At 68.6% G+C, this 7,095-nt stretch carries 6 protein-coding genes; 4 read left to right on the top strand and 2 right to left on the bottom strand.

Features of this window, described 5'->3' with window-relative positions; genetic code table 11:
• Window positions 1–26 precede the first annotated feature (26 nt).
• Window positions 27–2,348: a DUF1631 domain-containing protein gene (locus NJD74_RS05500; protein WP_319623805.1), complete on the bottom strand. Its 2,322-nt coding sequence runs from the start codon at window positions 2,346–2,348 to the stop codon at window positions 27–29.
• Window positions 2,349–2,679: 331 nt separating this feature from the next.
• Between NJD74_RS05500 and NJD74_RS05505 the strand changes: the two genes are divergently transcribed.
• The 4 genes from NJD74_RS05505 to NJD74_RS05520 are packed head-to-tail and all read left to right on the top strand — an operon-like array spanning window position 2,680 to window position 5,572.
• Window positions 2,680–3,255: a nitroreductase gene (locus NJD74_RS05505; protein WP_070426669.1), complete on the top strand. Its 576-nt coding sequence runs from the start codon at window positions 2,680–2,682 to the stop codon at window positions 3,253–3,255.
• A 1-nt stretch (window position 3,256) separates the two neighbouring features.
• Window positions 3,257–4,222, top strand: coding sequence for a 5'-3' exonuclease H3TH domain-containing protein (locus NJD74_RS05510; RefSeq protein ID WP_237393507.1), 966 nt, complete (start codon window positions 3,257–3,259; stop codon window positions 4,220–4,222).
• Complete coding sequence (locus tag NJD74_RS05515) at window positions 4,219–4,770, top strand: NUDIX hydrolase (protein WP_019182404.1); 552 nt, start codon at window positions 4,219–4,221, stop codon at window positions 4,768–4,770. Before NJD74_RS05510 ends, NJD74_RS05515 begins: the two co-directional genes overlap by 4 nt.
• Window positions 4,763–5,572, top strand: coding sequence for an N-formylglutamate amidohydrolase (locus tag NJD74_RS05520; protein ID WP_319623806.1), 810 nt, complete (start codon window positions 4,763–4,765; stop codon window positions 5,570–5,572). Before NJD74_RS05515 ends, NJD74_RS05520 begins: the two co-directional genes overlap by 8 nt.
• A 15-nt stretch (window positions 5,573–5,587) precedes the next feature.
• Here NJD74_RS05520 and NJD74_RS05525 read toward each other — a convergent pair whose 3' ends face one another.
• The gene (locus NJD74_RS05525; protein ID WP_319623807.1) at window positions 5,588–7,015 is read right to left on the bottom strand and encodes an MFS transporter; all 1,428 of its coding nucleotides are present in this window, start codon (window positions 7,013–7,015) and stop codon (window positions 5,588–5,590) included.
• Between the last annotated feature and the right edge of the window lie 80 nt (window positions 7,016–7,095).

Below are 7,095 nucleotides of genomic sequence, written 5' to 3' on the forward strand. Positions count from 1 at the left end.
ATCGTCAGGCCAGAGTGGCCCCGGGGTCAATGCACGGTGGCGTTCCTGGTATCCAGGCGATCGATCACGCCCTGCATGGCACTGTCGAAGGCCCCATCGTCGATATGCGCGCGCAGGCGACCCAGGCGCACCATCACCGCCAGTTCTTCCGGCGAGGCCACGCAGAACCGCACGCCGCGCCGGTTGACGAACAGCAGGCGCTGGGAAATCGGGCTCACCCAGGACAGCTTGCCCGCCTGGACCTTGCCGTCCTTGTCGACGAAATCCAGCCAGCTGCCGATCTCCAGGCCGCGGAAGCGGTCGGCATCGGCATTGTCGAAATCGCTGACATCCACCTTGCTGCCCAGCTCCACCGATGGCGATTCCTGGGCCGGTGGCGAGGGCAGCGCCACCTGCGGCAGTTCGGGCAGCGCGCGCTCAAGCTCCGGGCGCGATTCGGCGATGCCCTGCAGGGTGTCGTGCAGCGCGTCGATGGCACTGGTGGCTGCATCGGCGTGTACCCCCACGCTGGCGAACACCTTGCGCAGCGCGGGATGCCAGGCCTGCAGCCACGGCTTGCCGACGATATGGCGGCGGGCCTCGGCCACTTCCTCCAGCATGCCATCGGCCAGGCTCAGCGCCTCACCGACCGACGCCCCGTCTTCGCCTTCGCGCAGCACGGTCAGGGTCAGGTGGTGCTGCCAGGGCTGGCGCAGGAACTCGCCGATGGCCTGCGGCAACGTGGTATCGCCAATACGGCGGTCCAGTTCGGTAGTGGCGCGCTGGCGCGCCATCTCCAGCTTTTCCTGGCCGCGCTGGGTCTCGGCGGCCCGGCGCTCGGCGATCTCGATCCGGCGACGATGCTGCGTCAGGAACTCGCGGAATTCTTCTTCCAGGGTCAGGAAGATCGCCAGGTTCTCATTGAACTCGGCCACCAGCCGCTCGATGATTTCTTCGACCTTGCCCATCAGCACGCGCTCGGCCTGGCTCTCGCCGGTATTGCCTTCGCAGGCTTCGGCCAGCGAGTTGAGCAGCTTGCGCGCCGGGTGGGTCTTCTGCACGAACATGCGGCGATCGAGCATGGCGACCTTGACGAAGGGCACCACCAGCCGGCCGATCAGCTCGCGCGAGCGGCCTTCCAGGTCGCGCTCGTCGAGCATCACATCGAACAGCATGCCGACCAGATCGATCGCGTCCTCGTCCTGCGGGTCCAGCCGGGCCTGCGCGGGGTCGACCCCCAGCCGGGTCGCACCGGACAGCACTTCACTTTTCAGGCGCTGCGCCAGCGATTCGCCGTCTTCGCCGATCGCCGCACGCAGGGTCGCGCTAGGCGTGGCCTGCAGCAGCGACAGCACCGACATCATCTCGCGCTGGCTCAACGGGCGCTGCTGGCCCACCGCGACGCTGGCCGCCGAGGTGGCGTCCTCGCGCACATGGCGGGTCTGCTGCAGCAGTTCGTGCAGGGCATCAAGCAGCATGCCCTGGTTGCCGCCGAGGCTGTCACCGCCCTCGCCCGGCCCTTCGTACCCGGCCTGTCCGCCGCCCTGGAGGCGGCCCCGGCTCTCGGCCCAGCGGTCGGCGAAGCGACGCGCCCAGGCCGGTGCCTGGCTTTCTTCGCCCGCCGATCCCATGCCGGCCTCGGCCTGGAAGCCATCAAATCCATCGCGCTCGTCGCGCGGCGGCGGCGAGGGTGCACGCGGCGCCGGCCGGCGCGCGGCCATCTGCGGCATCACGCCCGCAGCGGCCAGTTGTTCATCCAGGTACTCGTAACGCTTGCCGATCGGCTGCTGCAGATCGCGCTCGCACAGCTTGATCAACACCAGGCGCACTTCCGGGGCCAGTTCACAGTCGGCAAAGGCCTCGTGGATGGCAACACCCAGATGCTCGGGACTGATCGGATTGGTATCGGCCTGCAGCTCCAGCGCGCCGGCGATCAGGCCGAGGCGGCGGTCCAGCCGCGACAGCACCGGTTTGAAGTCACGCAGCAGCACGGTGGCGAAGTTGCGCACCGCCAAGCGGGATTCCAGGACATGCTCGGGCACCAGGCTCAGCCCGTCCTCGACCTGCCCGGCCAGGGTGGCCTCGGCCGACAGCGGTTCACCCCGCTCCAGCGCTTCCCAGGCCTGGGCCAGGTGGGTGCTGAAGCCGGCCACGATGTCGTCCCGGCGGCGGCGCAGCTCGCGCATGCCATCCAGGAACAGCAACTGCGACGCGCCGGCGTCACCGGCACGGTCGAACAACACATCGTCAAAGCGCGCCAGCACCGTCGAGAACGACTCGACCAGCCCTGGCAGCACGGCCTCGCGGGCCATCTTCAACAACGCCGGGTCACGGCCCGGGTGCCCCCCTACATTGGGCGTGGCGATCATGCGAAAAGGCTCCCCACCCTCGCAGGCACTGAGTACAACATGGATACAACGAACGCCGGCGCACCCCATGCGCCCACGCTCGGATGGTAGGCCGGCCGACCGATCAAAGACAGTGAAGCAGTCGACACTTTAAACCTCATCACCGGTGGCCCGGCAGGCTTTGTATCGTAAGCGCAGCAGGCCGTGGAAGCGAGTACAGCCACGTGAAGGAAGTCCGCTGATTAGGTGATGTTCATCACGTTTTGTCGCAAATTGCACCGAGATCGTCCGAGGCCGTGTCACAAACGGTCGCGACTATAATCGGGGCATCGTTAAGTCTGATTGAGAACCCATGTCCGTCCCCTCCGCCTTGCACGCCCTGGATGCACGCCGTTCGGTCCCCGCCAAGCAACTGGGTGAACCCGGCCCCGACCCGGCCACCCTGCTGCGGATGCTGACCTCGGCCGTGCGGGTGCCCGACCACGGCAAGCTGGTGCCTTACCGCTTCCTGCGGATCGCCGGCGATGCGCGTCACAGTCTGGGTGCGTTCCTGGCCGAGCGCGCCGTCCAGCGCGACCCCCAGGTCTCGCCGGCCCAGTTGGACAAGGATCGCCAGCGTTTCTCCCACGCCCCGCTGATCATCACCGTCATCGCCAGCCCGCGCCCGAGCCCCAAGGTGCCCGAGGCAGAGCAGCTGATGACCGCCGGCTGCGTCTGCTTTGCCTTGCTGCAGGCCGCCCAGGCGCTGGGCTTCGGGGCGCAGTGGCTGACCGCGTGGATGGCGTTCGACCCGGCCGTGCATGCCCGCCTGGGCTTGGCCGAGGGCGAGCAGATCGCCGGCTTCATCCATATCGGCACCCCGAAAACCGAGGTACCCGAGCGTGAGCGACCGGACCCGGCCGCGCTGCTGCAGGACTGGGAGGGCTGAGATGTCCGCCCTTCCCGCCGGCCCGGGCATGCCCCCGCCGCCGCTGCGTGCGCCGCTGTATCTGGTCGATGCCAGCCTGTATGTGTTCCGCGCGTGGCATTCGATGCCCGACGAATTCCAGGACCAGCAGGGCTGGCCGACCAATGCCGTGCACGGCTTCGCGCGCTTCCTGCTCGACCTGCTCGAACGCGAGCGCCCGGCCAACATCGCCATCGCCTTTGATGAAGCGTTGGACAGCTGTTTCCGCCACCGGATCTACGCTGCCTACAAAGCCAACCGCGATCCCGCGCCCGATGCGCTGCGCCGCCAGTTCGCGCACTGCAAGGCGCTGTGCACCGCGCTGGGCCTGGCGGTGCTGGCCCACCACGAATACGAGGCCGATGACCTGATCGGCAGCGCCCTGCACGCACGCCGCGACGCCGGCATGCGCGGGGTGATCATCTCCGCCGACAAGGATCTTTCGCAGCTGCTGTTCGAGCATGACGAACAGTGGGACTACGCACGCAACCAGCGCTGGGGCATGGCCGGGGTCAAGGCGCGCCACGGCGTGCATGCGCACCAGATCGCCGACTACCTGGCGCTGTGCGGCGATGCGGTCGACAACATCCCCGGCGTGACCGGCGTGGGTGCCAAGTCTGCCGCCGTGCTGCTGGCCCACTTCGGCAGCCTGGACGTGCTGTATGAGCGCCTGGATGAAGTGCCGTTCCTGCGCCTGCGCGGTGCCGCGCAGATGGCCGTGCGCCTGCGCGAACAACGCGAGCATGCGCTGCTGTGGCGTCAGCTGACCACCATCGCGCTGGATGCGCCGCTGGAGGGCGCCGCTGCCGATTTCAGCCGGGGCGTGGCCGATGCACAGATGCTGCAGGGCCTGTGCGATGCGCTGCGTTTCGGCCCGTTGACCCGGCGCCGCCTGTTCGCCGCCGCCGGCCTGTCCGATTCCTCTTCCGTTGCCAGCGAGTTCGCATGAGCCCCGATACGCAAGCCCCCAAGGTCGTTTTTGAAGGCAAGTACCAGCGCATGGTCGTGCGCGGCACGTGGGAATACAGCGAGCGTACCCACGCCGGTGGCCTGGCCGCGATCATCATTGCGGTCACCCCCGAAGACACCGTGCTGTTCGTCGAGCAGTTCCGCATACCGCTGCAGGCCAGGACCATCGAAATGCCCGCCGGCCTGGTCGGCGACATCGATGCCGGTGAATCCATCGAGGTCTCGGCGGTGCGCGAGCTGGAGGAAGAAACCGGCTGGACCGCCGACCACGCTGAAGTGCTGATGATCGGCCCGACCTCCTCCGGTGCCAGCAGCGAGAAGATCGCCTTCGTGCGTGCCACCGGCCTGCGCAAGGTCGGTGAAGGCGGCGGCGATGCCAGCGAAGACATCACCGTGCACGAGATTCCCCGCGCCCGCGCCGCGGCGTGGCTGGTCGAAAAGATGGGCCAGGGCTACGAGCTGGATGCCAAGCTGTGGGCCGGGCTGTGGATGATCGAACACCACCTGGACGGGACCCCGCGTGGCTGATTCGCTGTTCCATCCACATACCGGCGCATCACTGCTCGGGCCGGCCGACCCGGCCGCGTTTACCGTGCATCAGGCGCAGGGCCGTTCGTCCTTCATGCTGATCGCCGACCACGCCGGCCGGCAGGTTCCGGCCGCATTGGACGATCTCGGCCTGCCGCAGGCCGAGCTGGACCGCCACATCGGCTGGGACATCGGCATCGCCGGGGTCACCGTGGAACTGGCACGGCTGCTGGATGCCTGGGCGATCACGCAGACATATTCGCGGCTGGTGATCGACTGCAACCGGCCGTTGGCTTCGCCCACGCTGATGCCGGCGGTCAGTGACCTTACCGTCGTTCCCGGCAATCAGCGCCTGACAGTGGCGCAGCGACAGCAGCGCATCGACGCGATCCACGCGCCCTACCATGCGCGCATCGATGCCGAGCTCGATACCCGCCACGCGCAGGCCCGGCCGACGGTGCTGGTGATGATGCACAGCTTCACCCCGGTGATGAATGACGCTGCGCGGCCTTGGCATGCCGGCGTGCTGTACCACCGCGACACGCGATTCGCGCTTCCCCTGCTGCAGGCGCTGCGCGATGAAGGCGACCTGGTGGTGGGCGACAACCAGCCCTACGCCGTCAGCAGCACCAGCGACTACGCCGTGCCGGTGCATGGCGAAGGCCGCGGGCTGGTGCACGTGGAGCTGGAGATCCGCCAGGACCTGATTGCCGATGCCGCTGGCCAGCAGGCGTGGGCACAGCGCCTGGCGCGGATCTTCACCGCCCTGCAGCCGCAACTGGACGCACTGCCGCCTGGGTAAGGCTTGGTGATCGATTCACCCTTCGCCCGCGCACACCGGCGTGGGCGCTGCACGGTCCTGCTGCGGCCGCAGCCACAGCGCCACGCCCACGCCCAGCAACGCGAACAGTGCCGCACCGTACTGCGCGTGGATCATGCCCTGCAGGGCCGCGTCGCTGCTGGCACCGGCGCTGCCACGACCGGCGTTGGCCACCATCACCAGCAGCGCCAGGCCCAGCGCACCGCCGATCTGCTGCGCGGTGGCGGCCATGCCCGAGGCCACGCCCTGCTGCGCGGCCGGCACGCCCTGCCCGGCCACGATCCACATCGAGGTCCAGGTGATGCCCTGGCCGAGGCTGAGCACCACGATGCCCGGCAGCAGCGCCCAGTAGGTCGCGCCATACGGCAACGCAACGGCGACCGCGGCGATGCCGATCGCACCGGCCAGCATGCCCACCGCCAGCACCTGGCGCGGCGAACGCTGCGCAAGCATGCGCTCGGCGATGCGGATGCCGAAGGTGCACACCAGGGTGGGTGGCAGAAACGCCAGGCCAGCCTGCAGCGCACTCCAGCCGTAGCCATCCTGGTAATACAGCGCCAGGAAGTAGTACTGCACGCCGTAGCTGCTCATGAACAGCATGGTCAGCAGCATCGCCGCACGCAGGCTGCGCAGGCGCAGCAGCGAGAACTGCATCAGCGGGTCGCGGCTGCGGCGTTCGATCTGCACGAAGGCGGCCAGCATCACCGCCGATACCACCAGACAGATCAGCGTGCGCGGCGCCAGCCAGCCCCACTCCGGGCCCTGCACCAGCGTGGTGACCAGCAGGCTGCCGCCGAGGGTCACCGTGACACAGCCGGCCAGATCGAACGAGCGGCCCGCCAGCGGCGCGGGATCGCGCGGCAGCCACCAGCCGCCCAGCAGCGCGCAGCCACCGGCGAAGGGGACGATCACCAGCAGTACCGAGGCCCACCCGAAGCTCTGGGTGAGCACGCCACCGAGCAGGGTGCCCAAGGCCAGGCCGCCCGCACTGGCCATCGACCAGATCGCCAGCGCGCGGTTGCGCGGCGCGCCTTCGGCGTAGATCGTGTTGATCAGCGCCAGCGTGGCCGGGAACAGCAGCGCCGCGCCGATGCCCTGCACCGCGCGGGCGGCGATCAGCAGCCACGCACTGTTGCTGAACCCACCCACCAGCGAGGCCAGCGCGAACAGCGCCATGCCGAGCCGATAGATACGGCGTCGGCCCAGCAGATCGGCCGCACGGCCGCCAAGCAGCAGGCAGCCGCCGAAGGCCACCGTATAGCCACTGACGATCCACTGCAGCTGCTGGGCATTGATCTGCAGCTGCGTGCCCATCTCGTGCAGGGCGACGAAGATGATCGTGGAATCCAGCGCGATGATCAGCTGGGCCATCGCCAGCAGCAACTGTGTTGCTGGAGGAGCTTCAGCCCCCCACCGGACGGGCATGGTAGTGCCGGCCGCTGGCCGGCAGCCGTTGGAGATGTGCCCCGGCGCGCTTCAGGCGGGGATCGATTCGCTTTGGGCGT

This window comes from Stenotrophomonas sp. RG-453 (assembly GCF_033843685.1).
GTDB lineage: Bacteria > Pseudomonadota > Gammaproteobacteria > Xanthomonadales > Xanthomonadaceae > Stenotrophomonas > Stenotrophomonas bentonitica_A.